Origin of the sequence: Methylomonas sp. MK1 (assembly GCF_000365425.1) — a bacterium.
Taxonomy (GTDB): domain Bacteria; phylum Pseudomonadota; class Gammaproteobacteria; order Methylococcales; family Methylomonadaceae; genus Methylomonas.
The window spans coordinates 1415869-1441801 of the sequence record NZ_AQOV01000001.1 but is presented as its reverse complement, the minus strand read 5'-3'; the positions used below and the strand labels follow the sequence as shown (position 1 = coordinate 1441801).

Annotated in this window: 28 protein-coding genes; 19 read left to right on the top strand and 9 right to left on the bottom strand. The window is 50.4% G+C overall.

The window, feature by feature from the left end; all coding sequences use genetic code 11:
* Positions 1-75 precede the first annotated feature (75 nt).
* The 9 genes from prfB to G006_RS0106595 all read left to right on the top strand — a co-directional run bounded on the left by prfB (position 76) and on the right by G006_RS0106595 (position 7390).
* Positions 76-1173, top strand: a complete 1098-nt coding sequence (prfB, locus tag G006_RS0106635; protein ID WP_026146899.1) for a peptide chain release factor 2 — start codon at positions 76-78, stop codon at positions 1171-1173.
* 36 nt (positions 1174-1209) lie between these two features.
* Entirely contained in the window at positions 1210-1440 is a 231-nt protein-coding gene (locus G006_RS0106630) for a DUF433 domain-containing protein (RefSeq protein ID WP_020482395.1), read from the top strand.
* Positions 1437-1805 (top strand): DUF5615 family PIN-like protein, encoded by a 369-nt coding sequence (locus G006_RS0106625; protein WP_020482394.1) that lies wholly within the window; start codon positions 1437-1439, stop codon positions 1803-1805. Before G006_RS0106630 ends, G006_RS0106625 begins: the two co-directional genes overlap by 4 nt.
* A gap of 88 nt (positions 1806-1893) precedes the next feature.
* Positions 1894-3390 (top strand): lysine--tRNA ligase, encoded by a 1497-nt coding sequence (gene lysS, locus G006_RS0106620; RefSeq protein ID WP_026146898.1) that lies wholly within the window; start codon positions 1894-1896, stop codon positions 3388-3390.
* A 54-nt stretch (positions 3391-3444) separates the two neighbouring features.
* The gene (locus G006_RS0106615) at positions 3445-3933 is read left to right on the top strand and encodes a flavin reductase family protein (RefSeq protein WP_020482392.1); all 489 of its coding nucleotides are present in this window, start codon (positions 3445-3447) and stop codon (positions 3931-3933) included.
* A 219-nt stretch (positions 3934-4152) separates the two neighbouring features.
* A complete protein-coding gene (locus G006_RS0106610) occupies positions 4153-4371 on the top strand; it encodes a Nif11-like leader peptide family natural product precursor (RefSeq protein WP_020482391.1) in 219 nt (72 codons plus the stop codon).
* 135 nt (positions 4372-4506) lie between these two features.
* A complete protein-coding gene (gene folP / locus G006_RS0106605) occupies positions 4507-5325 on the top strand; it encodes a dihydropteroate synthase (RefSeq protein WP_020482390.1) in 819 nt (272 codons plus the stop codon).
* Positions 5301-6236 carry a 1-aminocyclopropane-1-carboxylate deaminase/D-cysteine desulfhydrase gene (locus tag G006_RS0106600; RefSeq protein ID WP_020482389.1) on the top strand — a complete coding sequence of 312 codons (936 nt, stop codon included), beginning with the start codon at positions 5301-5303 and terminating at the stop codon, positions 6234-6236. Before folP ends, G006_RS0106600 begins: the two co-directional genes overlap by 25 nt.
* A 101-nt stretch (positions 6237-6337) precedes the next feature.
* A complete protein-coding gene (locus tag G006_RS0106595) occupies positions 6338-7390 on the top strand; it encodes a hypothetical protein (protein WP_020482388.1) in 1053 nt (350 codons plus the stop codon).
* Position 7391: 1 nt separating this feature from the next.
* On the opposite strand, the gene G006_RS0106590 is transcribed toward G006_RS0106595, so the two are convergent.
* The 5 genes from G006_RS0106590 to G006_RS0106570 form a co-directional block, all read right to left on the bottom strand.
* The gene (locus tag G006_RS0106590; protein WP_020482387.1) at positions 7392-7601 is read right to left on the bottom strand and encodes a dodecin; all 210 of its coding nucleotides are present in this window, start codon (positions 7599-7601) and stop codon (positions 7392-7394) included.
* 5 nt (positions 7602-7606) lie between these two features.
* Positions 7607-8233, bottom strand: coding sequence for a thiamine phosphate synthase (thiE, locus tag G006_RS0106585; RefSeq protein WP_020482386.1), 627 nt, complete (start codon positions 8231-8233; stop codon positions 7607-7609).
* Positions 8230-9015, bottom strand: a complete 786-nt coding sequence (gene thiD / locus G006_RS0106580) for a bifunctional hydroxymethylpyrimidine kinase/phosphomethylpyrimidine kinase (RefSeq protein WP_020482385.1) — start codon at positions 9013-9015, stop codon at positions 8230-8232. The genes thiE and thiD overlap by 4 nt, the downstream gene beginning before the upstream one ends.
* Entirely contained in the window at positions 9012-10967 is a 1956-nt protein-coding gene (locus G006_RS0106575) for a BRCT domain-containing protein (protein WP_020482384.1), read from the bottom strand. Before G006_RS0106575 ends, thiD begins: the two co-directional genes overlap by 4 nt.
* Positions 10968-11160: 193 nt before the next feature.
* Positions 11161-11697: a transcriptional repressor gene (locus G006_RS0106570; RefSeq protein ID WP_020482383.1), complete on the bottom strand. Its 537-nt coding sequence runs from the start codon at positions 11695-11697 to the stop codon at positions 11161-11163.
* 180 nt (positions 11698-11877) lie between these two features.
* Here G006_RS0106570 and G006_RS0106565 point away from each other — a divergent pair, with 180 nt between their 5' ends.
* The gene (locus G006_RS0106565; protein ID WP_033193912.1) at positions 11878-13113 is read left to right on the top strand and encodes a diguanylate cyclase; all 1236 of its coding nucleotides are present in this window, start codon (positions 11878-11880) and stop codon (positions 13111-13113) included.
* 42 nt (positions 13114-13155) lie between these two features.
* Here G006_RS0106565 and ppdK read toward each other — a convergent pair whose 3' ends face one another.
* Complete coding sequence (gene ppdK / locus G006_RS0106560; RefSeq protein ID WP_020482381.1) at positions 13156-15894, bottom strand: pyruvate, phosphate dikinase; 2739 nt, start codon at positions 15892-15894, stop codon at positions 13156-13158.
* A gap of 143 nt (positions 15895-16037) precedes the next feature.
* On the opposite strand from ppdK, the gene G006_RS0106555 reads away from it, so the two are divergent.
* Together G006_RS0106555 and G006_RS0106550 are read left to right on the top strand one after the other, a co-directional pair.
* On the top strand, positions 16038-17219 hold the full coding sequence (locus G006_RS0106555) for an NAD(P)/FAD-dependent oxidoreductase (RefSeq protein ID WP_026146897.1): 1182 nt from the start codon (positions 16038-16040) through the stop codon (positions 17217-17219).
* A 441-nt stretch (positions 17220-17660) separates the two neighbouring features.
* Complete coding sequence (locus G006_RS0106550; RefSeq protein WP_152428817.1) at positions 17661-18914, top strand: hypothetical protein; 1254 nt, start codon at positions 17661-17663, stop codon at positions 18912-18914.
* A 173-nt stretch (positions 18915-19087) separates the two neighbouring features.
* On the opposite strand, the gene G006_RS0106545 is transcribed toward G006_RS0106550, so the two are convergent.
* The 3 genes from G006_RS0106545 to G006_RS0106535 form a co-directional block, all read right to left on the bottom strand.
* Entirely contained in the window at positions 19088-19351 is a 264-nt protein-coding gene (locus tag G006_RS0106545) for a Txe/YoeB family addiction module toxin (RefSeq protein ID WP_020482378.1), read from the bottom strand.
* A complete protein-coding gene (locus tag G006_RS0106540) occupies positions 19348-19590 on the bottom strand; it encodes a type II toxin-antitoxin system Phd/YefM family antitoxin (protein ID WP_020482377.1) in 243 nt (80 codons plus the stop codon). Before G006_RS0106540 ends, G006_RS0106545 begins: the two co-directional genes overlap by 4 nt.
* A gap of 179 nt (positions 19591-19769) precedes the next feature.
* The gene (locus G006_RS0106535; RefSeq protein ID WP_020482376.1) at positions 19770-20315 is read right to left on the bottom strand and encodes a flavodoxin; all 546 of its coding nucleotides are present in this window, start codon (positions 20313-20315) and stop codon (positions 19770-19772) included.
* A gap of 431 nt (positions 20316-20746) precedes the next feature.
* On the opposite strand from G006_RS0106535, the gene G006_RS0106530 reads away from it, so the two are divergent.
* The 7 genes from G006_RS0106530 to G006_RS0106500 are packed head-to-tail and all read left to right on the top strand — an operon-like array spanning position 20747 to position 25863.
* Positions 20747-22054: a citrate synthase gene (locus tag G006_RS0106530; RefSeq protein ID WP_020482375.1), complete on the top strand. Its 1308-nt coding sequence runs from the start codon at positions 20747-20749 to the stop codon at positions 22052-22054.
* An 18-nt stretch (positions 22055-22072) separates the two neighbouring features.
* The gene (locus G006_RS0106525) at positions 22073-22249 is read left to right on the top strand and encodes a DUF1674 domain-containing protein (protein ID WP_152428816.1); all 177 of its coding nucleotides are present in this window, start codon (positions 22073-22075) and stop codon (positions 22247-22249) included.
* 39 nt (positions 22250-22288) lie between these two features.
* A complete protein-coding gene (gene sdhC / locus G006_RS0106520; RefSeq protein ID WP_033193911.1) occupies positions 22289-22660 on the top strand; it encodes a succinate dehydrogenase, cytochrome b556 subunit in 372 nt (123 codons plus the stop codon).
* 13 nt (positions 22661-22673) lie between these two features.
* The gene (sdhD, locus tag G006_RS0106515) at positions 22674-23054 is read left to right on the top strand and encodes a succinate dehydrogenase, hydrophobic membrane anchor protein (RefSeq protein ID WP_020482372.1); all 381 of its coding nucleotides are present in this window, start codon (positions 22674-22676) and stop codon (positions 23052-23054) included.
* Positions 23055-23057: 3 nt separating this feature from the next.
* A complete protein-coding gene (gene sdhA / locus G006_RS0106510) occupies positions 23058-24842 on the top strand; it encodes a succinate dehydrogenase flavoprotein subunit (RefSeq protein WP_020482371.1) in 1785 nt (594 codons plus the stop codon).
* Entirely contained in the window at positions 24842-25624 is a 783-nt protein-coding gene (locus G006_RS0106505; RefSeq protein WP_020482370.1) for a succinate dehydrogenase iron-sulfur subunit, read from the top strand. Before sdhA ends, G006_RS0106505 begins: the two co-directional genes overlap by 1 nt.
* Positions 25621-25863, top strand: coding sequence for an FAD assembly factor SdhE (locus tag G006_RS0106500; protein ID WP_020482369.1), 243 nt, complete (start codon positions 25621-25623; stop codon positions 25861-25863). Before G006_RS0106505 ends, G006_RS0106500 begins: the two co-directional genes overlap by 4 nt.
* Positions 25864-25933 lie beyond the last annotated feature (70 nt).

The following is a 25933-nucleotide window of genomic DNA, read 5'->3' as shown; positions in this document are numbered from 1 at the left end:
ACGGTTTTTTGAATGCGCCGGGCATCGCTCGGCGTCTCGTGCCCTGTGTGGGTATTGGCTTGGGTTTTGAGGTTCATGCAAGAAATTAATCCGATTAAATACAAGATAGCCGACCTGCGCGAACGGAGTGCCGGCCTAAAAAGCTATCTTGATTTTGAGAACAAAAGCGAGCGTCTGGTGGAGGTGCTGCGCGAGCTGGAAGATCCGGCTATCTGGAATAAACCGGAACAAGCGCAAGCCATGGGTAAGGAAAGGGCGATGCTGGAAGGCATCGTCAATACGATCATTGAGCTTGAACAAGGTTTGTCCGACGCCGAAGAATTGTTGTTGATGGCGGTAGAAGAAAACGACGAAGAAACGGTCGATACCGTGGCCCTCGATCTTGAAGAGTACGAAAAGAAAGTAGCGGCTTTGGAGTTTCAACGGATGTTCTCCGGCGAGATGGACGCCAATAACGCCTTCCTGGACGTCCAATCCGGCTCAGGCGGCACCGAAGCACAGGATTGGGCATCGATGATTGAACGGATGTATTTGCGTTGGGGCGAAGCAAAAGGTTTTAAAACCGAATTAATCGAAGAATCCCCGGGCGATGTGGCCGGCATCAAAAGTGCTACCATCAAATTTGAGGGGCCGTATGCCTTCGGTTGGTTGCGCACCGAAACCGGCGTACATCGTTTGGTCAGAAAATCGCCGTTCGACTCCGGCAACCGCCGGCATACTTCGTTTGCCTCGGTCTTCGTGTCGCCGGAAATTGACGATGACATCGAAGTGGACATCAACCCAGCCGATTTGCGCATCGACGTATACCGGGCCAGCGGCGCCGGCGGTCAGCACGTCAATAGAACGGAATCGGCGGTGCGGATTACGCACGGTCCCAGCGGCATCGTGACCCAATGCCAGAGCGACAGATCACAGCATAAAAACAAAGATACCGCCATGAAGCAGCTCAAAGCCAAGCTCTATGAGATGGAAATGCTGAAACGCAGCGAAGGTTTGCAAGCGATTGAAGACTCTAAATCCGACATCGGTTGGGGCAGCCAGATTCGTTCCTACGTGTTAGATCAATCCCGCATCAAAGATCTGCGTACTAACGTCGAAACCGGCAATACTCAGGCCGTTTTGGACGGGGCGCTGGATCAGTTTATCGAGGCTAGTTTGAAGAGTGGGCTGTAAATTACCCGCGTATGAGAAAGAGACTGTGAGGTCGACATGAAAAATTTTGATCGTATCACCTTCAACCCGGCTGTCATGGGTGGAAAACCTTGCTTGCGGGGGCTTCGAGTTACTGCCGGTACTATTGTCGGTCTGATAGCCAGCGGTTATACCTTTAAAGACGTCCTCGATCTATACCCGTATTTAGAAGCGGAAGATATAACCGAAGCTTTACGTTATGCTGCTTGGCGATCAGAAGAAGTTGAGTTGCCGCTTGTGGCGGCATGAAGGTTTTATTAGATATGAATCTTTCGCCAGCTTGGGTGCCACTGCTGGTGGAGGCTGGTTTCGACGCCGTGCACTGGATTGAAGTGGGGGCAGTTGATGCTTTAGACACGGAATTATTTGACTGGGCGCGTTCTCAGAATGCTATCGTTTTTACACACGATCTCGATTTTGGCACTTTACTGGCCTTGACCAATGCTGAATCCCCCAGCGTTTTTCAAATACGTACGCATGATGTTTCACCTAATGTTCTCGGATTGCGAGCAATTGGCCTATTGCGTCGCTTTGAAAGAGAGCTAAGCGACGGGGCGCTGATCGTTGCCGATGAACTGCGCGAGAGGGTACGTTTGTTGCCATTGGCGAGATAGTTAGTGTTGTTAATTGATTTTCGGCAAGGCCCATCATCAACTTGAATTCCATAAACCCGATCCATATTTGATTTTACCGATTACCAAAATGTCAGAACTCGAACACGACGAACAAGAACAGATCAAACAACGCCGCGAAAAACTTAATTCTTTGCGTGAAGAAGGTATCGCATTTCCGACCGATTTTCGGCGGAATGTAGTAGCCGGTGAATTGTTGGCCGAATACGGCGAGAAAACGGAAGAAGAGCTGTTGGCTGAGCCGATTCGGGTGAAGATCGCCGGGCGAATGATGACACGGCGCATCATGGGCAAGGCCAGCTTCTGTCATTTGCAGGATATGTCCGGGCAAATTCAAGTTTACGTGGCCCGCGATAATCTGCCGGAAGGCGTATACAACGACCAGTTTAAAAAATGGGACATTGGCGATATCGTTGGTGCCGAGGGCACGTTGTTTAAAACTAAAGTTGGCGAGTTGAGTGTCAGACTGGACGATATTCGTTTGCTGACCAAAGCTCTGCGCCCTTTGCCGGAAAAATTCCACGGCATCGCCGATCAAGAAATCAAATATCGCCAGCGCTATTTGGACTTGATCATGAGCGACGAGACGCGCAAGACCTTTTTGATGCGCTCGAAGATCGTCAATTACATTCGCGAATTTCTGATTGCGCGGGACTTTTTAGAAGTTGAAACACCGATGATGCAAGTCATCCCCGGTGGAGCGACCGCTAGGCCGTTTACCACCTTCCACAACGCGCTGGACATGGAATTGTATCTACGCATCGCGCCGGAGTTGTATTTGAAACGGCTGGTAGTGGGCGGTTTTGAGCGGGTGTTCGAGATCAACCGTAACTTTCGCAACGAAGGTTTGTCGACCCGGCATAATCCCGAGTTTACGATGATGGAGTTCTACCAAGCCTACGCGGAATACGGCGACTTGATGGATTTGACCGAAGCCATGCTGAAAGGCATAGCCGAAGACGTGGTTGGCAATAGCGTTATCGAATATCAAGGCGACCAATACGATTTCGGCAAACCTTTCGCGCGGATGACGGTGTTAGAGTCCATCCTGCATTTCAACCCTGAATTGACGCTGGCTGATCTGACGGCTCGCGAAGCAGCCGTGAAAGTTGCCGAAAAGCTGAAAATTCCGGTTAAAGATAGTTATGGCTTGGGCAAGGTACAAATCGAAATTTTCGAAAAAACCGTCGAACATCGCTTGATGAACCCGACTTTCATTACCGCATATCCTGTGGAAGTCTCACCACTAGCGCGTCGGAACGACAACGATCCGCATGTCACTGACCGTTTTGAGTTTTTCGTCGGCGGCCGCGAAATCGCCAACGGCTTTACCGAGTTGAACGATGCTGAGGACCAAGCCGAGCGCTTCCAGAAACAGGTAGAAGAAAAGGAAGCCGGCGACAACGAAGCGATGCATTTCGATGCCGATTACATCACCGCGCTGGAGCACGGTATGCCACCGACCGCAGGGGAGGGCATCGGTATCGACCGTTTGGTGATGTTGTTCACCAACTCGCCAAGTATTCGCGATGTGTTGCTGTTCCCGCATATGCGTCCTAAAAACTGATTGCACAATCAGACATCTATGCTGTGTTATCGCTATTGGATCTAAGAGAAAATTATGAGCGTTGAAGCCAAACAATTTAAAAATGCCCTTAAATTATGGGCCAGCGGCGTAACGGTGGTTACGACTCAGGGCCGTGACAACCAGCCCAGAGGCATGACCGCGACCGCGTTTAGCAGCGTGTCCTTGGATCCGCCGCAAATTCTGGTCTGTCTGAATCAAGCGACCGATACCGGCGCGGCCTTGCTGGAAAGCCGCCGCTTTGCAGTCAATATTCTTAATAGCGCGCAAGAAGACGTATCCAATCAATTTGCCGGTAGTACCACCCAAGAACAGCGCTTTGCCAGTATCGCCTGGCAAGTGGGCGAAAACGGGGCGCCGATTTTGAGCGAAGCCTTGGCGGTACTGGAGTGCCGGGTAGTGCAACAAGTTCAGGCCGGTAGCCATTGGGTGATTATTGGTGAAGTTGATAGTGTGGTGTGCCGTGAAGGGGATCCATTACTGTATTACCATTCTGCGTATCGCACGGTTGCTACACAAGGCTAAAGATTTACTGTCGTTGGCTATGTCTATACGCTCCGACAATTGTTGTATTTGCTACAAATGCCGCATGAATTGTAGGTGAATAGCTGTCGTTTTTGGCGACACTTTTTTGGTAATACCTTGAACTGCAAACGAAATAACGGCTTTTAAAAAAACTGGCCGTTATTTTGCTTAGATAACTTTGAGTTTTATCCAACCTTCAGAGTTATCACGGAGTTATCAATGTCAATTAAGGTCATCAAAGAATTTTCTGAAAAAGCCAAAGGCGATGAGGGGCTGAAAGAAAAACTGAAAGCCTGCGTCAAGATTAAGGAAATGCTGTTATTGGCTAAGGAAAGCGGGTTCGAAATCGAAGAAGACGAACTGTATCCACCCAACGAACCACAATTTGTTGAAGAGCAGCTTTCAGAAAAACTGGCTAAAGCGCTACTAAGAGTTTAACGATTGAGCGCCATCCCGCCGCCCGGCGGGATGGCAGCCTGCTATCGGCATAGCGTAAAACGGTAGCCGGTAAATTCTAAAAACGACTCGACAACGGTAAACTACGCGTTTGCTGCTATCGAGGAGTTTTCAAATATGTTCAATGCTGTCAATAGTCCCCAACTGATGGGGATACTCAACGTCACTCCCGATAGTTTTTCCGATGGCGGTAAATTTACCGGCGTGGCTGCAGCCATAGCGCAAGCTGAAAAAATGATAACCGAAGGTGCCGATATTATCGATGTCGGCGGTGAGTCGACTCGGCCCGGTTCCGATCCAGTTGCCGCGGATGAGCAAATTCGCCGGGTGGTGCCGGTGATTACTGCGATCCGTGCTGGCTATCCTCAAGTGCAAATCAGCATAGATACCACGTTAAGCCAGGTTGCTTCAGCAGCGGTGGTGGCGGGGGCGAATATCATCAACGACGTCTCGGCCGGTCAGGGCGATCCCAATATGTTGGCTTTTGCGGCATCCGCTCAAGTTCCCATCATACTGATGCATATGCAGGGTACGCCGAAAACCATGCAGGACCAGCCGTATTACGACGATGTACTAGCCGATGTGACCGCCGTGTTGCAACAGCGTATCGCCGAAGCGTTGGCGGCTGGAGTATTGGCAGAAAATATCGCTATAGATCCCGGCATTGGTTTTGGCAAAGGTAAGCAAGACAATATCGATCTTTTGGCGCATTTGCGCAGTTTTGTCGATTTGGGTTACCCGGTGTTGCTGGGCACCAGCCGCAAGCGTTTCATGGGCAGTATCTGCAATGTCAGCGAACCTGCCGAATTAGTCACTGCGACCGCGGTGACCACTGCGTTGGGCGTGATGGCGGGGGTTCAGATGTTCCGGGTTCATGATGTCAAAGCCAACCGCCAGGCTGCGGATGTGGCGTGGGCCATCAAGCAAGCGCAGTGATCGCTCTACATCCGCGTCTGAAGGCTTTGCAGCGCAGTTTGGCCGCAGCGCCGCTGACCAAGATTAACGACCCGGAATTAGCAGACCGGCAGTTGGAATTGTGGATCAAGCGCGACGACTTGCTGCATCCGATTATCTCCGGCAATAAATGGCGCAAACTCAAATATATCCTCAATCATGCCTTATACGCTGGCGCCGATTGCATTGTCAGCATGGGCGGTGCCTATTCGAATCACCTACATGCCCTGGCTTTTAGCGGTAAAGCTTTGGGGCTGAAAACCATAGGCTTTATTCGCGGTGAGAGGCCGCCGCAACTCAACCCGACGTTAAATGATCTGCTTGACTGGGGCATGGAGCTGCGTTTTGTGTCACGTAGCCACTATCGTCAGTTGCGTGGCTATCAAGGCCACGACAGTTTACCGGAACTCCAGCCCGGCCAATATTGGTTGCCGGAAGGTGGAGCCACATACTTGGCTTTGCAAGGCGTTGCCGAGCTGGTCGATGAAATCGAAATCGATTTCGACATACTGGCCGTAGCATGCGGTACCGGCACCACTCTAGCAGGCTTGCTGGCCTCGCCGTTAGCTCAACACGCTATCGGCGTAGCCGCGATGAAGGGTGGCGACTTTCTAATTAACGATGTTGAGCAATTACTGGAAATGCAGAGAATGACCAGTCATGCAGACCGGCGAATTCTAGTGGATTACCATTTCGGCGGTTTCGCCAAAACGACGCCGGTTTTGTTGGCGTTTATGCAGGATTTTCAACGGCGGCACGGCATCGAGCTGGAGCCGATTTACACCGGAAAGCTGTTGTTTGCGCTCTACGATTTAATCCGACGGGACTATTTCCCCGCCGGGCAGCGGATAGTGGCAATCCATACCGGCGGTTTGCAAGGCAAGCGAAATTAATATTCCCGCTCGCTTTACCGGTTAAAAATCAAATAGATATTGAGTCATTACTCAAAATGGTGATAATAGCCGCTGCCTAAAAATAATAAAAAGGTGGCACCGTGGTTGCGCAGATCATTTCATTTCCCGAACAAAAAAGTAGCAATAAACTGGCGGTGTCTTTCCGCTTTTTACTGAGTTTGTACGCAATTGTGCCGCTGTGTTTAGTGGTGCTTTGGTTAGACAAATTCGGCTTTAATTTCGCGCTACGCAATATGCTGCCCAGTAGCCCAACGCATTTTTTATTGTTTCAAATTTTATTCGGTACCCCGCATATCATCGCTAGCAATCTCTTGTTGGTCAGCCACCATGACTATTTGCATGCCTTTAAGAGCAAACTAATCGGCATGACTTTGTTCATCATGGTTTTTTTCGGCATCGGCAGTCTGTTTATTCCTTACCGCGCGCTATACATTATCACTGCCTGCTGGACGGTCTACCATGTTTTGAAACAACAGCACGGCATCGCCAAGGCGGTATGTCGCTTGCCGAGTTGGGCGTTTTACTTGCAGTTGTGGCTCAGCGTCAGTGCCGGGGTTTTTATCTATATGGGCATTTTTCTAAAAAATAGCCTGGAGCCAGCGCAAGCCGCGCTGGTGTTACAGGTTGCCAGCGTGCTGACCGTTGGATTGTTGATTAGCACCTTGGCGTGTCAACGCTATGTGCCCAGCCGGTTTGGGCTGTATTTTCTGTGGGCAAATACCCTGTTAGTCGCTAGCAGTTGGTATGTGTACAGCCAGCAGTATTATTTTCTGGCGATCTTGATGCCGCGCTTGGTGCACGACATTACCGCGTATAGTTTTTACGTGACACACGATGTGAACCGTCACGGCGAACAGCCGCAGAATAGTTTGTTCCGAGCGGCAGCGGTATGTCGATTACCTGTTTGGCTAGTATTGCCCTTGCTGTCTTTTGTTTTGACTTATTTGTTGCAGGCTTATGGCGACGATTTAGTGAATGTATTGTTGCAAACCCTGTTTTCCACACAAATCTACAAAGCCGTAACCTTGGGTTTTCTGGGTTATTTGGCCCTGATGCATTACTACTCCGAGGCCTTTGTGTGGGCCGCCAGCTCGCCGCTAAGACGTTATATTCGCTTTAGCGGCGTCTCATGATCTAATGCGGCAGCGTGTAACCCACTTTAATGGTCACCTGCCAATGCGCTACTTTGCCATTGTCGATATGACCGCGGGTTTCTACCACTTCAAACCAACGCATATTCTGGATAGTCTCGCCGGCTTTGGCGACGGCGTTCTCGATGGCTTGCTGGATGCCTAGGCTGGATGAGCCGGTTAGTTCGATTTTTTGATAGACATGTTCTGGCATGCGGTTTACTCCGGTTGATGGTTGAATAAGGCTTGGTAGGCGCGCGCGGCGCTTTCCGGTTCATGATCGAATATGCCGCCTATCACCGCTAATAAGTCTGCGCCAGCGGCCAATAGCTGTCCACCGTTTTCCGGCAGAATCCCGCCGATAGCGACTATGGGCACACCTATCGATTGTTTGGCGCGTTGCAGACTGACAATCTCGGCGGGTGCAGCCAGAGGTTTCGATCCGGACGGGAAGAAGCGGCCAAATGCCACGTAATCCGCGCCGGCCTGCGCGACACTCAGCGCTTTTTCCACATCGTTGTAACAGGATACGCCGATGATCGCATTGGGTCCAAGCAAGCGTCGTGCTTCGGCAACTTCGCCGTCGTTGCGGCCCAGATGCACACCGTCCGCACCAACTGCCAATGCCAGCTCGATGCTGTCATTGATTAACAGGGGAACATGGTAGGTGCGACATATTGTCAATAATTGACCCGCAAGTTGCTTTGCATCCACCGGATTTTTATCGCGGTATTGAATCACGCTTGCGCCTCCGCGCAAGGCTGCTTCCACGTCTTTTACCACTTGGTTGATCGTTCTGTTTTCGGGCTGGGTGATGGCGTACAGACCACGGCGGGGCATTTTCATCCTTCTACCCAAAATAAGCGATCAGGATTGTATTGGCCTTGACCCGGTCGGTAGGCTGCGGCCAACGATTGCCAAGTGAATTCCTGGGCTTCGCTAACGGCAGTAAACACATCCAGGCCTTGAGCCAGCAGCGCGGCGCTGGCGCTGGCCAGTGTGCAACCCGAGCCGTGATAGCTGTGTGGTAAGCGCTCCCAGTTGAAGGTTTCTTGAAGATTTTCTGGCATGTACAAGCGGTTATGCACCAGCTCCGAGCTTTCGTGCGTGCCAGTGATCAGCACGTATTCGGCCCCCTTACCTTGCAATACACGGCCGCAGTCGCCTAGATCGTCTTGCCCGGATAGGCGGCGAGCTTCTTCGCTGTTGGGGGTTAATAAGGTGGTCAACGGCAGTAGTTGCTCTACGATGATGTCAATCAATTGCTGGCTGGCCAATTCCGTACCACCACCTGCCGTCAGCACCGGGTCCAGTACGACCGGGATGGCTGGGTGTTGCCGCAAAATCTGCGTAATCGCTTCGGCTACGCTTTTGTCGCCGATCAGACCTATTTTGAATGCACTGACTTTAAAGTCAGATAACAGCGTTTGGGCCTGATTGATAATGTCCGCAGGCTGTTGTGGAATCAGCTTCTTGACGTTGCGGCTGTCTTGTTCGGTTAAGGCGGTGATGATGCTCGTTGCGTGACATTGATGGCCGATGATGGCTTCGATATCGGCTTGCACGCCGGCCCCCCCGCTAGGATCGTGGCCGGAAAAACACAGTACCACTGGGCGGTTGCGGCTCATGCGTCTGCTCCTTCCAGTAATTTTAGAAATTCCTGCTCGGTAATCACACTGACGCCTTTTTCGCGAGCGGCGTTGGTTTTGTTGGCGCCCACATTGTCGCCGGCTACCAAATAGTCGGTTTTTGCCGAGACCGAACTACCGACCTTAGCACCTTTGGCTTTGGCTTGTTTGCTCAAGTCGTCGCGGCTGCCTGTGTGCAGGGTGCCGGTGAACACTAAGGTTTTGCCGGCTAGCGGATGGGCGTTGTCGGTAGCCTGGTTTTGCGTCGGGGTGAGATTAAAACCCAGTGACATCAGGCTGTCGAACAAGGGTTTGATCTTGGCAAAGCCTTCCGTGATGACCGCTGCGGTTTTTTCCGCGAAACCTTCGATAGCGACGATGTCGGCTTCGCTTAGATTGAAAATCTCCGCCAAGTTGTAATGCGCCAACAGCCGTTCGCAGTTGCCCAAGCCCATCCGAAACACGCCGAATGCGGATAGGAAGCGCCAGTCTTCTATGGCTTCATTGCGGCTACGGACTAATTGATCAACTAGGTTTTGTGATTGCTTGGGACCAAAGCCCATGCTTTCGAATTCTGCGGCGGTTAAGGCGTAGATTTTGTCGACGCTTCGGATTTCGTTTTCGTAAAGCTTCTTGATGGTCGCAGCCCCGAAGCCGTCGTTGTTTTTCAGCACCCGAAAGAAATGTTCCATGCTATTGCTGATTTGCGCGGGGCATTCCAGGTTGTTGGGGCAGATCAGATAGTCGTTATCCCAAATCAGTTCGTGGCCGCAGCTGGGGCAAACGCTGGGTAATTCCGGCTTGGCGGGACGCAGAACTTCTTCGATTTTGGGTATCACTTCCCCTGAGCGAGCCAAGCGGATCAGCGCACCGGGGCCGATGCCTTTATCCAGCACCATTTTGTAATGATGGGCGGTAGCTCTGGAAAGCATGGCGCCGCTAAGGCGCACCGGTTCCAACTCGGCGACCGGGGTGATACGGCCGGAGCGCGAGGTTTGCGGGGTGACGCCAATGACGTTGACTTCGGCGGTTTCCAGATTTTCTTTGTAAGCCAGTTGCCAGCGGTGATGGTGGCGGGTGGCGCCCATCGCTTGTTTGAGCTGCTCGTCGACGATTTCCAGAATCACGCCGTCGACGTCGTAATCCAGCTTATGCCAGATGTCTTTGACGATGGTTTCGAAGTTGTCGATCAGATCCTGCCAGACGCCGTTCCAGCAGGGCAGGATCGCAAACGGATAAAACACCGCCGCATGATCGGCGATGGCGCGTTCGGCGTGCTCGTCAAGTTCCTTTTCCTTGATGACGCTGGCCTGGAAGTTACGGGCATTGTCGAAAAACTCGGCCAGATTGGCGTCGAAATAACTGCGGCTGACGACGATTTCGCCGGCGCCCAGGCCGCGTTGGCCTTGGTTAGCGACTTGCAAGCCGCGCTCGAATACGCGGGTAATGTCGGTGCCTTTGCGGCCGTCACCACGGGTATACAGCATCTGGCCGTCGTCGTAGGCCGCATAGCCATCGAGTTTGGGGGTGACTTTAAAAATCAGTTCGGCAAAGTTTTTATCCAGTTCCAACGCCGCCTTTTCGATGCGGCCGGCCCAGCGTTCCACCTCGTCGCGGCTATAAGCTTTGTCGGTGGAGAGCATGATGGTCGGCAGATCGACGGTTTTGCCGGCGAATGCCGGTTCTGGCTCGACCGTGTGCAGCAGCGGATGCTCGGGCTGACGTTTTTTCAGTTCAGCCAAATACACAAAATCGTAATCGGTATCGGTGATAATCGGTTCGCCGCCGCGATACAAAGCGTTGGCAATTTCCAGGAATGCGACTAATTCGTTGTCCGTGACGGTATTCAGTAGATCCGCTTGTTCGCACAATTCGCAAAAACGTTGCTCACCAATATCGTTAGGATCTAATGTGGTTTGCAAAAGAATGGCTTTTTGACTGTCGGTAAGCATGCGGGGATAGATGTGTCGGGTAGGGCGGCGATTATAGAGGATAATATCGCAAAAAAAAGGCGGGAGAGAGAACTCGCCCGCCGAAGCATCTATCTTTCAAGAGGATCATGTCGACGGTAGGAAAACGCGTGACATGGGCTTAATATAAAGTTTTCTGCCGGACAAGCGTTGATCTAGGTCAATATTTGTCGGGTTATTGAATAGCCTGTTCTTCCTCAGTATTTTTGGTGGGGTTGCAGGTTTTGCATAAGCCATGAATTTCGATGGTTTTACGTTGCGGTACGAAGCCGGCGTCGCCAAGTTCTTTGGACAGCGCGCTGAGTACTGAAGGTGCGGCGCGTTCCTGCACCGTATGGCACGCGGTGCAGATTAACAATAGTTGATCGTGTTGGGTGCCGGAGCAATGACAGCCGACGAACGCATTTAAACTCTCCACCCGATGAATCAGGCCTTGTTCCAACAGAAAGTCCAAAGCCCTGTAGACAGTCGAGGGTTTTGCGGCATCGTTTACCGGCCTGATTTGATCCAGCAAGTCGTATGCTTTAACCGCCTTATGACTGTTCCAGATCAGCTCCAAAATCTTATGGCGGATGGGGGTCAGTTGCACGCCGCGTGTTAAGCAAAGTTGTTCGGCTACACTTATCGCCTTGTGGATGCATACGTTATGGTCATGCTCGGGTGCCGGGAAGATTGCTTTGTCGGTCATTTTACAAAGGGTGATTAGGTTCATTCATTTTGTGGACGCGGTAAGTTATAGTGCCAGCATAAACAACCCATTTCAAATCGGATTACCAAATAGAGTTTGTGTAATTTTAAGGCGCGCGGTTGAGCGCCATAGTATGGTTGTTTGGCGGTTTCTTGGCAGACTTTTGCGAAGCGGCTATAAGTATTTTTGAGGCAATGGCAATAAATGAGAAGGATTACATTCCTGGTTTATGCAGTGCTATGGATTTTGTTGATTAGCCTGAACCTTTACCAGCAAGTAACGGACACCAAACAGTACGCGCAAAAAATTGCCACGCGGCAGGCCGAGATGTTTTTCGATCACATCGTGCTGATCAGAAAATGGAATGCGTTACACGGTGGCGTTTATGTTCCTATTACTGAAACTACTCAGCCCAATCCTTACCTGGATGTTCCGTACCGGGATGTCGAAACCACGGATGGTAAACGGCTTACTTTGATCAATCCTGCCTATATGACTCGGCAACTCGCTGAAATGAGCGACGACTCGGGCATTGCCTTTCACATCACCGGTTTTAATCCGATTCGCCCGGAAAATCGGCCGGACCAATGGGAGTCTGAAGCGTTGTTGGCCTTTCAACAAGGTCAAAAAAGCGTGAGTAGTATCGGTACTATCAACGGGCAATCTTTTTATCGTTATATGGCGCCGCTTCATGTCGATCAGAGTTGCCTCGTTTGCCATCAGCGGCAAGGCTACAGAGAGGGGGATATTCGCGGCGGCATTAGTGTCAGTATTCCCAGCGCCAGTATCGATGCCTTTGTGAACGAGCGCCTGGAGCATCTGACCATCACTCATGCGATTGTGGTGTTCGTCGGATTGATCGTATTGCTGCTGTCATATTTGGCGCAAGCCAGACTAAGCCAGCGCCTGGATAAAGCCAAAAGCCGTATGCAACTGGCTTATCTGGATTCCCTGACTCTGCTTCCAAATCGTCGTTACTACGATGCCTTTGTAAAAAGGGAATGGAAGCGGGCCTTGCGGCATAAATATCCCATCTCGATGATCATGATAGACATCGATTTCTTTAAGCTATACAACGACAATCTAGGGCATATCGAAGGCGATCATTGTTTGCGGCAAGTGGCCAGAACCTTGAAGCGTTTCTTTAGAAGGCCGGGCGATTTGATTGCCCGTTACGGCGGCGAAGAGTTTTGTGTGGTCGCGGCCTGTGATGCCGAGCAAATCATGGTGTTGGCCGAAATTCTGCGTAAAGCTGTCGAGAATATGCGTTTACCGCATCCGGCTTCTAAAGTTTCCGAATTTGTGACTATCAGTCTTGGCGTTGCCAGTATCGTACCGGGTGACGACCTGTCTTTCGAAAGTTTGCTGCATGCGGCGGATCAGGCACTTTACGATGCCAAGGCCACCGGTAGAAACCGGGTTGGAAAAGGCCGAATTTGAACTGATGGGCCGGGGTTAACCGGCCCTTGCCATGCGGTGTATTTACGAATGTTTTTCCAATAGTTTGGCGTGGGCGGCCGCCAAGCGAGCGACCGGAATCCGCGGCGCCGAACACGATACATAGTTCAAGCCCAGATCATGCACGAAACGAATAGAGCGCGGATGCCCGCCGTGCTCGCCGCAAATGCCGATTTTCAAATCCGGCCGTTGCTGACGACCCAGTTCCACGGCCATTTTCATCAGTTTGCCCAAACCCTCGACGTCCAAGGTTTCGAACGGATTGTCTTCCAGCAATCCGGATTCTTCGTACAGCGGGAGGAATTTGTTTTCGGCATCTTCGCGCGAGAACGAGAAGGTGGCCTGGGTTAAATCGTTGGTACCGAAGGAGAAGAAGGCTGCTGTCACTGCCAGACGGTCGGCACGGGTACAAGCCCGCACTGTTTCAATCATCGTGCCGAATTTGAAGTTGAGCTTGAGTTTGTATTGCGCTTCCACTTCGGCTTGAATTTCGTCAACGTAGGTTTTCACGGTTTTCAATTCCTGTGCGGTGATCACTTGCGGCACCATGATTTCCGGCTCGACCGGAACCTTCTGTTTGACACAAAGTGCCGCCGCTTCCAAAATCGAGCGGATCTGCATTTTGTAGATTTCCGGATAGCTCATGCCCAGCCTGACGCCGCGATGACCCAGCATCGGGTTGACTTCGTACAGCTCCAGCACTTTGTCCAGCATCATTTGTTTTTTGCTGATCGCTTCCAAAATCACGTCTTCGTTAAGCATATTGAACGGCGCCGGCATTTCCGCTGGATGCGCCAACGTATCCAGCGTAACGCGCTGGCCTTTAACGATGGTCAGATAATGTTTCAGCGCGTCCAACTCATCGATCAATTGATGTTCGTTAGGCAAAAACTCGTGCATCGGCGGGTCGAGCAGGCGCACGGTAACCGGGTGCGGCGACATGGCTTCAAACAACTGCTGGAAGTCGTCGCGCTGAATCGGGAACAGCTTGGCCAATGCGGCTTCGCGCTCTTCGGTGTTGTGCGCCAGAATCATATCTACCACCAAGGGTAAACGGTCGGCGGCGTTGAACATGCGTTCGGTACGGCACAAGCCCACGCCTTTGGCACCGTAACTGACGGCCAATCTAGCGGTTTCCGGCGTATCGACATTAGCATGCACACGTAAGCGAGCAATGCTGTCAGCCCAGCCCAGCAAGGTTTTTAGTTCCTCGGAGAAAGAGGGTGGAATAGTCGGAATGCGGCCCAAATAGATATTGCCGTTGCTGCCGTCGATGGTGATTAAATCGCCTTCTTTAATGTGAATGTCGCCAACAATGGCTAAACGGGCTCGCACATCGACTTTAATATCTTCGGCGCCAGCCACGCAGGCTTTACCCATGCCACGGGCCACCACGGCTGCATGCGAAGTTTTACCGCCGCGGCTAGTCAGGATACCCTGTGCGGCAAAAAAGCCATGAATGTCTTCTGGCTTGGTTTCCTCACGGAGCAGGATCAAATCTTGGCCGGTTTTGCCCAAACGCACGGCAGTATCGGCGTCGAATACGCAATGGCCGCAGGCAGCGCCGGGTGATGCCGGTAAGCCCTGGGCAATGGCTTTGACTTCGTGATTGGGAGCCAATTGCGGATGCAGCAATTGTTCCAACATGTCGGGGTTGATCCGCAGCAACGCTTGTTCCTTAGTAATCAGGCCTTCCGAAACCATATCGATGGAGGTTTTTACCATCGCAGTCGCGTTCATTTTGCCGTTACGGGTTTGCAGGCAATACAAAACGCCGCGTTCGATGGTGTATTCGTAGTCCTGTACCTCGTGATAATGCGCTTCCAGCTTATTCCGCAACTCGACCAGTTGCCGGTATTGCTCGGGCATTTCCTTGGCCATTTCCTGCACCGGCTTAGGCGTGCGGATGCCGGCTACCACGTCTTCGCCTTGCGCATTGACCAAATATTCGCCGTACATCTCGTTGATGCCGGTGCCGGGGTTGCGGGTAAAACCAACGCCGGTGGCGCAGTCGTCGCCCATATTGCCGAACACCATCGTGACGATATTAACCGCTGTGCCGTTGGCAACGTCCGGTGTGATGTGAAACTCACGGCGGTAATCCACCGCGCGTCTACCCAGCCAGGAGTTGAATACCGCACGAATGGCGATTTCCAGCTGTTGGTAAACGTCTTCCGGAAACGGCCTGCCGGTTTCTTCATGGACAACGGTCAGGAACAGTTCGCTAATTTCCTGAAGTTGGTCGGCGGTCAATGCCACGTCCGCTTTGATGCCGGCGGCGCGTTTGACGTTGTTGAAATGCACATCGAACTTCTCGTCTTCGATGCCCAGCGCAACCTTACCGAACAATTGAATGAAACGCCGATACGCATCGTAGGCAAAGCGCGGGTCATCGGTCATTTCGATCAAACCGGCCAGGGTTTGCTTGTTCAAGCCCAAGTTTAGAATGGTGTCCATCATGCCCGGCATCGAGATGGCCGAGCCGGAACGTACCGAAACCAGTAGCGGATCGTTGGCGCCGCCGAAGGCTTTACCGCTCAGGCGTTCGATGTCGACGATTTGCTGCCGAACTTCGTCCATTAAATCGCTGGGTAATTGCTTGTTTTCCAGGTAGGTCAGGCAGGTTTGCGTGGTGATGACAAAGCCAGGTGGCACGTTAAAGCCCATTTGTGTCATTTCGCAAAGGTTTGCGCCTTTGCCGCCCAGTAATGCCTTGTTTTTGCCGTCGCCCGTATTGAATGAATAGCTGTATTTTGGAGTCATTATGGCCTTGTCGAAGTGTTGAAGTTGGGTGATGGCTGAGTGAAACGCCTTGAGTACCTTGTTGGCGTCTCGGGATGCCGGGTATTGCGGTTAGAATACCCCACTTTTTACCTATTTTTTCGAGTCATTACAAGTTATGCGCCATGGATAAATTTGATGTCATCATCGTCGGAGCCGGCGCGTCCGGTTTAATGTGCGCCATCGAAGCCGGGAAACGCGGTCGGCGGGTGAAAATAGTGGAACACGCCAACAAGCCGGGTAAGAAAATTCTGATGTCCGGCGGCGGGCGGTGTAATTTCACCAACTACAGCATAGCGCCGGAAAATTACATTTCCAATAACCCGCATTTCTGCAAGTCTGCGCTTAGCCGCTTTACACAATGGGACTTTTTGAGCTTTGTACAGCGCCACCAAATCCCGTTTCACGAACGATTGCATGGGCAATTGTTTTGCGATAACAGCGCCAAGGATATTCTGGATGCGCTGTTGAAAGAATGCGGCCAAACCGGCGTGACGCTGGAGTTAAATTGTCGGGTGGACCGATTGGAGAAGCGCAGCGACGGCGATTTTTTACTGCACACCAGCAACGGTGTGATTTCAGCATCGGCCTTGGTAATTGCCAGCGGCGGCCTATCCATACCGAAAATGGGCGCCACGCCGTTTGGTTATAAAGTCGCTGAACAATTCGGCATCAAAGTCTGGCCGACGCGAGCCGGCTTGGTGCCGTTAACCCTGCAACCGGACGATACACAGCGATTTACCCCGCTGACCGGTATCGCGGTGCCGTGTCGGGCTAGCAATCAACAACAGTCTTTCAAAGAAAACATTTTATTCACCCATCGCGGTCTGAGCGGTCCGGCCATCCTGCAAATTTCCTCGTATTGGCATCCCGGCGAAACGCTGCAACTGGATTTGTTACCGGACATGGATTTGTCTGAAACATTGAAAGAAAAGCGGCGGCAAGGCAGCAAGTTAAAAACTCAAAATCTATTGGCCGAATATTTACCGAAACGGTTATTGCAAGCGTTATTGGACGAACGGCAGTTGGATATAACCGTCGCCAATTGCGCCGACAAAGACCTGAACGCCATAGCGGAAAGAGTGCATAACTGGACCATCAAACCCAACGCCACAGAAGGCTATCGCACTGCCGAGGTAACCGTCGGCGGCGTTGATTGCGATGCGATTTCCTCGAAAACCATGCAGAGTTTGCAAGTGCCTGGGCTGTATTTTGTTGGGGAAGTGTTGGATGTTACGGGGTGGTTGGGGGGGTATAACTTTCAGTGGGCTTGGTCTTCGGGGTGGTGTGCGGGGCAGTATGTTTGAGGGCTGGTTTTAGTTTTTATTCCCTCGGCCCTTATCATGTCGTCGCTCCCGCGCAGGCGGGAGCCCAGTTGCCCACTGGATTCCTGTTTTCGCGGTAATTAGAGCCATTGGGAATTTAGGGTCGGGCTAATGAGAAGTGTCGCTGTCGCGACGGATTGTTTTGCAGTCGGTTCTCGGACCGACAACCGAGACACTTTCTTTTGTGTCGCCAAAAGAAAGTATCCAAAGAAAAGGCGACCCGGATGCCGCTTTGACCCTGCGCGCCGAAGGCTTTGAACGGGGTTTTCCGAAGGGGCATCCCAGCCCCTGCGGAAAACGCGATGCATCCCTGCATCGCCCCTCACGGGCTGATCCGTCCAAAGCCTCCGGTGCTCGGTGCGGCATAACGGGAGAGAACCCCATTGCGCTAATCAAAACCTTCTAATATTTGACGAGTTTGTTTTGCTTCCGCCTTATGCGGGTTACCAGATAATTGAGGAAATTATGCAGCGCTATTCTCCCTATCGAAATATCTTTATGTTCTATCGTGGTGTACAGGAAAGTGATGAAACTGCGGCTAAACAAATCGAGGACAATATTACAAAGGCTCTTATTAATTTACTTGAAAATTCAGTAAAAGAGTTGACTGTCGGTTTGCTCAAGAATCTTGAGTACAATTCAAATGCTGATAAATATTATTTTGATCTGCAAGTATCAAATGATGAAAGTCGGCCTGATGCAGTAATTAGGTCGGTTGATATAAATTTGTCCATTGAGTCGAAATATACAGCAAAATTTAATTTTGAACAGCTTGAAAAGCATAAGCGAAATGTCAAAGGAAGTATTCTTTATATCAGCAAAGACAAGTATCCGGACGATCTAATTCGTAAGTACCAAGATGAACGCACGCATTTTACAACTTGGCTGGGTATTTCTGGGATTTTGTTGGATATTATCAACGATTGTTCCTATGCCAAGTGTAAAAACGATCCGGTCACCCACTTTTTATTAAACCAGTATCTGTCTTTCATGGGGGAGTTAAACATGGCACCTTTTACAGGCTTCAATGCTAGGGATTTTAACGCTTTTTTACCTAAGGAAACTGAAGGCGCCGAGGTTGAGGCAGGTAAAGAACGAAAAAGGACTAATGAAAAATTCGATAATTTTTTATCAGCGGTGAAAGAAAGTCTGATAAGCAAAGATGAGCTTTTTCAAAAACCGGAATTTACATATACGGTTGGGAACCTAGAACAAAAACATATATGGGGATCGCTGAAGTTCTTTGACGGCAAGTTGGTCGATCAAGCTCATATTAGCTGCATTATGAGTGGCTATGAATTCAGTGTGGGTGTCCAAATTGAAGGTGTCAAACCTACTAAAAGAGCAACGGATATTCTTTCTAGCAATCGGGATAAGCTTTTTGAATTGTTGAGTGGTATGGAGGGGTTTATATTTGTAATCAAAAAGAGATACCAAAAACAAGCCTCAAAGTGGGGTAAAGAAAAAGTAGCGGAAATACATCTATCGAAAGAGCATTTTAAAGAAAACGTAGATATGGATTATGTTCTAAAAAAGCTTAATCAATACGACTATATAGAAATACAGATAGTAAAAGTATTTGAACAACATGAGGTCGTTGAGTGTAAAGAAAGATTTATAGAACAATGTGCATCTAATATTAATAACTTATCAAAATTGATAAGAGAATTAAGTTAGGGCAGTAGGGTGCTCTGAAAAACGTGAAGCGCACCGTTCGCGACATATGCCGCATCCATGCATCGGCACATCCTGCATTTTTGGACAAGTACGTTCTAATAATCCCGTTGGTCTTATTTCCCGTGAGGAACCCATTGGAGTTTTTTAGTGCCTTAAACGCTACTGGAGTAGCGTTATTCGTAATGACTCCACAACCGCAAAACCTTAACTTGTCTCTCGCCGCTTAATACTTGATAAATCAATCGGTGCTGAATATTGATACGCCGGGAATAAGTGCCGGCCAAATCGCCCACCAATTTTTCATAAGGCGGCGGATTTTGAAATGGATCGTTTTTTAAAATCTCTAGTAGTGGTAATCCCTTGTCCTTCAGTCCCGCCGCCGCAAGCTTTTTGGCGTCTTTCTGCGCTTGTTTGGTGTAGATGATTTCCCAACTCACCAATCGAGTTCCTTGCTGCATTCATCGGCACTGATTGCCATGCCTTCTAAAATGGATTCGCGCATGCCGGGGACGCTGAGCAAATACAGGGTTTCCTGTATGGCCGACCAATCTTCGGCGGAGAGCAACACGGCGTTGGCGCGTTTGCCGGTGATGGCAATGGGTTGGTGAGATTCAGCGGTTTGATCGATAAGGCGATAAAGGTTCGCGCGTGCTTCACTGGCAGTTAAAGTTTGCATATTTGCACCTTAAACAAGATCGAAAGTTTGATCGTACGTTAAGGCGTACTTCTAGGCAAATTATTTACGTTTCATGATGCTCACGCCGGACATGGGAGCAAGGTTAAACCGCTGTCGCGGTAGCGACACTTAAGCTGCGGAACTATTTACTCAGCAGTGTTTCAATGCCAAATGAACAGTCAATTCAACTTCTCCAACAAAGCCGGCTTCACTTGTTCCAGCCAATCCAGAATCCGGGTTTTGGTCAATTCGGGTTGGTTGTGATGATCCAGCACCAAGCCGACAAATTTGCCATCGACTACCGAACTGGAGTGGGTAAAGTGATAGCCATCCGTGCTCCAAGCGCCGGTCACCTCGGCACCATAAGACCGAACATGGTGATACAAATGAATCAAGGAACTGGCAAAGCGCGCGTAGTATTTTTGTTGGTTACCCAAACCAAACAGGGCAACCCGCTTTCCGGACAAATCCGCCTCATCCAGGCGGAACAAAAACTCTTCCCAGTTGCCTTCTTCGCTGCCGGTGGTTCTGCCGGGTATTTCGCCGACGCCGTAACTGGGCATGCCCAAAATCAAGGCTTTGTAACCAAGCAGTTCTGTTACTGTTGCTTGATTAACATTCACCGGTTCGCTGGCAATTTCGTCGCCCAAAACTCGGTACATGACCTGCGCCATCATCGCTGTCATACCTTTCTCGGTGCCGTAGAAAATTCCAATCTTGTTCATTGTTAAATCTCCATCGAATTGTCTACAAGCAGCAAAGCAAAATTTAAACCATCAGTTATCTTCGGTTCTGAGTTCTCGCTAAGTCGGTAACTTCAACGCTTTGCGGTAGACTGCCCAGTGGAAAGGAGCGAAACAGTGAATAACGTATTTGGTTATCTTTGTAACAATGAAACAGACACACTGTCCTTTGCTTACAAAAATCTGACAGAAATGTTGCAGTGTTTGGCTGATGCATAACGCTTTTTCTGAACCAAGCGGTGTTTTTATCAATCAGCCGAACAATGGCTTGAACCTTTCCGGGTAATAGGAGCTAATCGCTATGGGCTTAAGCTAAAGATGGATCATGGCATAAGCGGTTGGCCTAATCACATTCGCTGTGTGATAATCGAATTCAACTGCTAAGCTTCTGCTAACAGAAAACTGAGGAAACCATGTCAAACGATACTTTACTGGTCAGGCATAACGCCACCGGAAAAGAAGTTGAATATCCGTTGTTGAAGGGGTCTTTGGGTGCAGATACTGTCGATATTCGCTCTTTAAACAAAGATCTTGGGTGTTTTACTTACGATCCGGGCTTTATTGCCACGGCTGCTTGCAAAAGCAAAATTACATACATCGATGGCGATAACGGGATTTTGTTGTATCGCGGTTATCCCATCGAACAATTGGCGGAAAACTGCGAATTTACTGAAGTTGCCTATTTGCTGATGAACGGCGAACTGCCCAATGCCGTGCAGTTGCGCGACTTTAACGAGGAAATCAGCGATAGGGCTATCATCCACGAAGCCTTGCGCAAATTCTTTGATGGTTTCCATTACGATGCCCATCCTATGGCGATGCTGGTGGGTGTGGTGGGGTCCTTGTCGGCGTTTTATCACAGCGATTTGAACATTAAAGATCCTGCCAGCCGCATGATTTGTGCGACCCGGCTGATTGGCAAGATGCCCACCATTGCGGCAGCTTCATACCGGCATTCCATCGGTCGCCCCTTCGTATACCCCCGCATGGATCTGAGTTATTGCGAGAACTTCTTGAATATGATGTTCTCCCGTTCCTCGCAAAATTACATCGATCAGGAACATTACATCGATCCCAATCTGGTCCAAGCACTGAATCTGTTGTTTATTCTGCATGCCGACCACGAGCAAAACGCCAGCACCTCTACAGTACGCATGGCGGGCAGTACCGGCGCCAATCCTTATGCCTGCGTGGCAGCCGGCATAGCGGCGTTGTGGGGACCAGCGCACGGCGGTGCCAACGAAGCGGTTTTGAATATGTTGGCGCAAATCGGTAGCGTCGAAAACGTGCCCAAGTATATCGCCAAGGCCAAGGATCACGACGACCCGTTCCGCTTGATGGGTTTTGGGCATCGGGTTTATAAAAACTTCGATCCTCGCGCTACCATCATTCGCAAAACCTGCTACGAGGTGTTGAGTAGAACCAACACCAGCGACCCGTTGTTTGAACTGGCCTTGGCCTTGGAAGAATATGCGTTGAAAGACGAGTATTTTATCGAGAAAAAACTCTACCCCAATGTCGATTTCTATTCCGGCATTATCTACAAAGCCTTGCACATCCCCGTCGAAATGTTCACCGTGATGTTTGCAATAGCTCGAACCGCCGGCTGGATTTCACATTGGCTGGAGATGATGGAAGAGCCGGCGACGCCTATCAGCAGGCCGAGACAGTTATACGTCGGGCCGCCGCGCCGCGATTATACAGCTGTCAATAATCGCTAAATTATGCAGAAAATCGATATGAAATCAGTACAAGGTACCACGCAAGATCCGCCTGAGAGCGCTAAGACCGAATCCGAGGAGACGCCGTCTGCGGAGCAAGATCCCACCATTCCGACAGAAATTAATGGCCCGAAAGGGCCGGAGCCTACTCGCTTTGGCGATTGGGAGCGTAAAGGTCGTTGCGTCGATTTTTAATAACAAATTATTTTTCAACTTTAAATAACAGGGTAAATCATGTCAGCAAACAGACCACTTTCGCCCCATCTGCAAGTCTATCGATTGCCCTTAACCGGCCTGGTTTCAATCACCCATCGCATGACCGGGGTGTTTCTTTCCATGGGCTTGGTGCTATTTGTTTATGTGCTGTTCGCCATCGCCGTCGGCGAAGGTGCTTACGGTGCCATGCAGGCATTTATGTCGTACTGGTTGTTTAAGCTGGTGTATTGGGGCTTTATTTATGCGCTATTTTTCCATCTGGTGCACGGTATTCGGCATTTGATTTGGGATTTTTGCAAAACGTTCGAGCGCATGACTTTGGATAAATACGCAGTGTACGAACTGATTGCTTCCGCATCGTTGACACTGATTACCTTTGTGGTTTCTTAAAGGAGGGTTGGTTATGGATTACAAAGCAACATTGGAAAAAGCCGCCGATTTTTTCTCGGTACATAGCGGCTCAGGTCATTTTTGGTACCAACGCGTCACCGCAGTGGCCTTGGTGCCGTTGTCGATTTGGTTGATTGTTCTTCTAAACAAGGCCTTAAACGCACCCTATGCGGATACTGTCGAGTGGTTGTCTTCCCCGCTAAACACCTTGGCAATTATCGCCTGGACCGTGGCAGTGGTTTACCACGCCGCTTTAGGCGTGCAGGTGGTGATTGAAGACTATGTGTCTACTATCCCCGTCAGACACTTGGCGATACGCGCCACTAATCTGATTTTTTTAGTTTTAGGTGTTGCGGCATTGCTCGCGATTATCATCATTCTTTTGGCAAGGTAACTCATGGCCTCAGCATATAACATCATCGAACACCAACATGACGTCGTGGTGGTTGGCGCCGGCGGGGCCGGCTTGCGGGCCACTTTCGGCATGGTGGAAAAAGGTCTAAAAACCGCTTGTATCAGTAAAGTGTTTCCTACTCGTAGTCATACTGTGGCTGCACAAGGCGGGATTAGCGCCGCGCTGGGTAATATGGGCGAAGACGATTGGCGTTTTCACATGTACGACACGGTGAAAGGTTCGGATTGGCTGGGCGATCAAGATGCCATCGAATACATGTGCCGGGAAGCGATTCCAGCCATCATTGAATTGGAACACTACGGTGTACCGTTCTCCAGAACCGCGGAAGGTAAAATCTACCAGCGGGCTTTTGGCGGTATGTCCACTCATTATGGCAAAGGTCAGGCACAAAGAACTTGCGCGGCGGCAGACGTGACCGGGCATGCGATTCTGCACACTTTGTATCAACAGGCTTTAAAGCACAACGCCGAATTCTTCGTCGAATACATCGCGCTGGATTTGATTATGGAAGAGGGCGAGTGTCGCGGTGTTCTGGCCTGGTGCCTGGATGACGGTTCGATTCATCTGTTTCGCGGGCATCAAACGGTAATGGCAACGGGCGGCTATGGTCGTACGTTTCTATCTTGCACCTCGGCGCATACGGTTACCGGCGACGGCAATGGCATGATCTTGAGAGCCGGTTTGCCTTTGCAAGATATGGAGTTCGTGCAATTCCACCCAACCGGTATCTATGGTTCCGGTTGCTTGATGACTGAAGGTGCGCGCGGGGAGGGTGGTTATTTGACCAACTCCGAAGGCGAACACTTCATGGCTCGTTACGCCCCGCATGCTAAAGACTTGGCTTCACGCGACGTAGTCAGCCGGGCCATTACGGTGGAGATTAACGAAGGACGCGGCATCGGTCCCAAGAAAGATCATGTGCATTTGCATTTGGAGCATCTCGACCCGGCCATCATCCATGAGCGTTTGCCCGGCATCACCGAAACCGCCAGAATTTTTGCCGGTGTCGATGCGACCAAGCAACCGATTCCGGTGTTGCCGACCGTGCATTACAACATGGGCGGCATTCCGACCAACTACAAGGCCGAAGTCGTTACGTTGAAAGACGGTAACCCTGATTATGTGGTGCCGGGCTTGATGGCGATCGGCGAAACTGCCTGCGTTTCGGTGCATGGCGCCAATCGTTTAGGTTCTAACTCTTTGTTGGATTTGGTGGTATTCGGCCGGGCGGCGGCGATTCGTTGCACCGAGTTGATTAAACCGGGCATGCCGCACAAGCCGTTGGCAAAAGACGTCACGGATCACGCGCTATCGCGTTTCGACAAAATCAGAAATGCCAATGGTAGCCGCACAACCGCGGAAATCCGTATGGATATGCAAACCACTATGCAGTCTAAAGCGGCGGTATTTAGAACTGAATCCACGCTACACGAAGGGATCAAGGCGATAGGTGAGATTGCCGCATCGTTTGACGATGTCAAAGTGGGTGATAAGTCACTGATCTGGAATACCGATTTGGTGGAAACACTGGAACTGGATAACCTGCTCGGTCAAGCGCAAGTTACTATTACTGCCGCCGGTAATCGTCAGGAAAGTCGCGGTGGTCACGCACGCGAGGACTATCCGAAACGCGATGACAAAAACTGGATGAAGCACACTCTGACCTGGCGGGAAGACAATAAAGTCAAAATAGACTACCGCCCCGTCCACCTGTATACGCTCACCGACGAAGTCGAAGTCGTTGCGCCTAAAGAGAGGGTTTACTAATGGTTGAATTTACACTGCCCAAAAACTCGGTGATTAAAAAGGGTAAAACCTATAAAGCCGATGGCGCTAACAACGTCCGTCATTTTGAAGTTTATCGCTGGGATCCTGATTCCGGGGAAAATCCGCGCATCGACACCTATGAGATCGATATGGACCAATGCGGACCCATGGTGCTGGATGCGATTCTCAAAATTAAAAATGAGATCGATAGCAGTCTGACGTTTCGCCGCTCCTGCCGCGAAGGGGTCTGCGGCTCGTGCGCGATGAACATCAACGGCAAAAACACGCTGGCGTGTACCAAAGCGATTAGCGACTATAAAGGTACTGTGAAAATATTCCCGTTGCCGCATATGTCGGTGGTCAAGGATTTGGTCGCAGATATGACGCATTTCTTTGAGCAATATAGTTCTATAAAGCCCTGGTTAACCACCGAGTCCGCAGCACCCGAGAACACAGAACGTCTGCAAAGTAGAGATGAGCGGGCTAAGTTGGACGGCCTGTACGAATGTGTACTCTGCGCTTGCTGCTCAACCAGTTGCCCAAGCTATTGGTGGAACAGCGATAAATATCTCGGACCGGCGATTCTATTGCAAGCATATCGTTGGTTGGCCGACAGTCGCGATGAAAATGATAAAGAGCGTCTGGATGAACTCGACGAGTCGTTTAAATTGTATCGCTGCCACACCATCATGAACTGCACTGATACTTGTCCTAAGGGGCTTAATCCGGCCAAGGCCATTGCCGAAATCAAGAAGCTGTTGGTAGAACGCGATCATCTGTGAGCGAAAACATCAATAAACTGCGCTGGCGTTGCCGGCGCGGTACCCTTGAGCTGGATTTGATGCTGCTCAGGTATTTAGAAAATCGTTATCTCGCCGCCGAGCTTTTGGAACAGCAGACATTTTTGCGAATGCTGGAACTTGAAGACACGGAGCTGATGCGATACTTGATGGGTGAACAATTGCCGAACGACGACAGTATGAAAAACCTGGTCTTGGTAATAAGGGCTTTGCCGGTTTAAGCTTTGCTAAAATGCTATCCGGACTGCTTATAGATGATTGAGGCTACAATCTGGCTTCAAAATCGATGCT

Excerpts from the sequence above, each read along its gene's own strand:
- G006_RS0106530 (WP_020482375.1), top strand. The coding sequence starts at position 20,747 with ATGTCAAACGATACTTTACTGGTCAGGCATAACGCCACCGGAAAAGAA.
- G006_RS0106570 (WP_020482383.1), bottom strand. The coding sequence starts at position 11,697 with ATGAACCTAATCACCCTTTGTAAAATGACCGACAAAGCAATCTTCCCG.
- G006_RS0106575 (WP_020482384.1), bottom strand. The coding sequence starts at position 10,967 with ATGCTTACCGACAGTCAAAAAGCCATTCTTTTGCAAACCACATTAGAT.
- G006_RS0106525 (WP_152428816.1), top strand. The coding sequence starts at position 22,073 with ATGAAATCAGTACAAGGTACCACGCAAGATCCGCCTGAGAGCGCTAAG.
- G006_RS0106625 (WP_020482394.1), top strand. The coding sequence starts at position 1,437 with ATGAAGGTTTTATTAGATATGAATCTTTCGCCAGCTTGGGTGCCACTG.
- G006_RS0106610 (WP_020482391.1), top strand. The coding sequence starts at position 4,153 with ATGTCAATTAAGGTCATCAAAGAATTTTCTGAAAAAGCCAAAGGCGAT.
- G006_RS0106535 (WP_020482376.1), bottom strand. The coding sequence starts at position 20,315 with ATGAACAAGATTGGAATTTTCTACGGCACCGAGAAAGGTATGACAGCG.
- folP (WP_020482390.1), top strand. The coding sequence starts at position 4,507 with ATGTTCAATGCTGTCAATAGTCCCCAACTGATGGGGATACTCAACGTC.
- G006_RS0106615 (WP_020482392.1), top strand. The coding sequence starts at position 3,445 with ATGAGCGTTGAAGCCAAACAATTTAAAAATGCCCTTAAATTATGGGCC.
- sdhA (WP_020482371.1), top strand. The coding sequence starts at position 23,058 with ATGGCCTCAGCATATAACATCATCGAACACCAACATGACGTCGTGGTG.
- G006_RS0106565 (WP_033193912.1), top strand. The coding sequence starts at position 11,878 with ATGAGAAGGATTACATTCCTGGTTTATGCAGTGCTATGGATTTTGTTG.
- G006_RS0106505 (WP_020482370.1), top strand. The coding sequence starts at position 24,842 with ATGGTTGAATTTACACTGCCCAAAAACTCGGTGATTAAAAAGGGTAAA.
- G006_RS0106590 (WP_020482387.1), bottom strand. The coding sequence starts at position 7,601 with ATGCCAGAACATGTCTATCAAAAAATCGAACTAACCGGCTCATCCAGC.
- G006_RS0106555 (WP_026146897.1), top strand. The coding sequence starts at position 16,038 with ATGGATAAATTTGATGTCATCATCGTCGGAGCCGGCGCGTCCGGTTTA.
- G006_RS0106630 (WP_020482395.1), top strand. The coding sequence starts at position 1,210 with ATGAAAAATTTTGATCGTATCACCTTCAACCCGGCTGTCATGGGTGGA.
- ppdK (WP_020482381.1), bottom strand. The coding sequence starts at position 15,894 with ATGACTCCAAAATACAGCTATTCATTCAATACGGGCGACGGCAAAAAC.
- G006_RS0106540 (WP_020482377.1), bottom strand. The coding sequence starts at position 19,590 with ATGCAAACTTTAACTGCCAGTGAAGCACGCGCGAACCTTTATCGCCTT.
- sdhD (WP_020482372.1), top strand. The coding sequence starts at position 22,674 with ATGGATTACAAAGCAACATTGGAAAAAGCCGCCGATTTTTTCTCGGTA.
- lysS (WP_026146898.1), top strand. The coding sequence starts at position 1,894 with ATGTCAGAACTCGAACACGACGAACAAGAACAGATCAAACAACGCCGC.
- prfB (WP_026146899.1), top strand. The coding sequence starts at position 76 with ATGCAAGAAATTAATCCGATTAAATACAAGATAGCCGACCTGCGCGAA.
- thiD (WP_020482385.1), bottom strand. The coding sequence starts at position 9,015 with ATGAGCCGCAACCGCCCAGTGGTACTGTGTTTTTCCGGCCACGATCCT.
- sdhC (WP_033193911.1), top strand. The coding sequence starts at position 22,289 with ATGTCAGCAAACAGACCACTTTCGCCCCATCTGCAAGTCTATCGATTG.
- thiE (WP_020482386.1), bottom strand. The coding sequence starts at position 8,233 with ATGAAAATGCCCCGCCGTGGTCTGTACGCCATCACCCAGCCCGAAAAC.